The sequence below is a fragment of the Salinivibrio sp. MA427 genome (assembly GCF_001996115.1).
Classification (GTDB): Bacteria; Pseudomonadota; Gammaproteobacteria; order Enterobacterales; family Vibrionaceae; genus Salinivibrio; species Salinivibrio costicola.
This window is the reverse complement of record NZ_MUFH01000466.1, coordinates 1-1,347: the sequence shown is the minus strand read 5'-3', so window position 1 is coordinate 1,347 and position 1,347 is coordinate 1. Positions and strand designations below refer to the sequence as shown.

The following is a 1,347-nucleotide window of genomic DNA, read 5'->3' as shown; positions in this document are numbered from 1 at the left end:
ATATATGAACAATTTGGAATTGTTAGAACAAGCCTTACATAGTGGGGCAATAATTCATCAACCTCATGCGTTGAAAGCATTTTTATCAGCAAATTTCCTTGCTAAACGTTTTGGTGAAAATGACAAAATTTTTTCTCATACGTCTATTTTGATGGCTAATGATTCAGTTTTGGTACAGCCTATATATGAGGAATCTGTTCAAGCACCAGCATTACAAGACTTTCGTATTCATAGAATACTGAATCGTGGTATTTATCCCGCAGCTTATCAAGCTACTTTTCAGTGGTATCAAAACAAAGGTTTTGATGAGATTTTTCGCCACTTTGCCACCAAAGCAGCATCTGCCAATGAATACTTATCCCACAATGTGACGATATTGCTTGCAATGAATAGTGTCTATAGGCAATTGAATGAACATCAGATCCCAGCCTTTCTCAATCGTTTTACAGAGTTCGTTACGTCTACGTTTTCAAATATAGATAACGTTAACTCGAAACCAGTGCCAGTAAAGGCCAGTCTCTCAGATGTATTATCATCTTGTATTGAGCAGTTTGGTTTCTTTGGACACAACTTGATCACTTTGGCTTGGCTATTACGTTGCAAAGATCAGTTATTAACATCGCTGTATGAAGCAATGCTGTCAAACTTATATGTTCAGGCCAATAGTCCTTTGGAAGACCCCGAAGATGAAATCGATCAAGTCATGTGGGGGCAATGCAAGGCTGAGCCGGGTATAGAGTCGTTTGAATCACGTATAAATTGCTTAATCTTTGATTACAAGTCAAATTTGCATCAAATCACATTTGCTGATGCTCTATGCTTGTTACAATCTGAGTTTCCGCAATATACGGCGGATTTAAATAGAATAGCGCAATATCAATGTCTTGTTCTTAAAAAATGAAACTAACAAACCAATTCAAGGCGACCCAAATCGTCGCGCGGCTTTGGGTGATTGCCGCTTCGCGTCAGTGTATCACCAAAAAGCACCCAACAATTTGGGCGCGTGATTGGGGCGTTATATTTACAGGAGAAATACGTGAAGTATTCAATGGTTTTGGCTAGTCTAGCTATTCTATTTCCAATACATAGCTGGGCCGACACAACTATATGTAAGGTGTCAGGTGAAATTGGAGCGATTAAGGCAATTTCATGGAACTCAGAATCCCATTCGGCAAGCATTAAAGATAGTTTAGGAAATGAGCATAAAGGTAAAGTGACTCACTCAAGGAAACACGGTGAAATGGGTGAGAAAGTGAACATCTATATTGTTTATGATGAACCGTTTTATGGTTCAGACTCTTCAGAATTCATAGTCTTTCCTGTTAATAATAGCCACAGAGTTATTGG

2 protein-coding genes are annotated in these 1,347 nt (G+C 38.6%); both read left to right on the top strand.

Going from position 1 to position 1,347, the window contains the following annotated elements; genetic code table 11:
* The first annotated feature begins 4 nt into the window (after positions 1 to 4).
* Positions 5 to 901, top strand: a complete 897-nt coding sequence (locus tag BZG79_RS15630; protein WP_077774869.1) for a hypothetical protein — start codon at positions 5 to 7, stop codon at positions 899 to 901.
* 135 nt (positions 902 to 1,036) lie between these two features.
* The coding region (locus BZG79_RS16590; protein ID WP_206779510.1) for a hypothetical protein at positions 1,037 to 1,347 on the top strand (311 nt) is incomplete at its 3' end.

Coding starts and splice junctions, on each gene's coding strand:
- BZG79_RS15630 (WP_077774869.1), top strand. CDS start 5: ATGAACAATTTGGAATTGTTAGAACAAGCCTTACATAGTGGGGCAATA.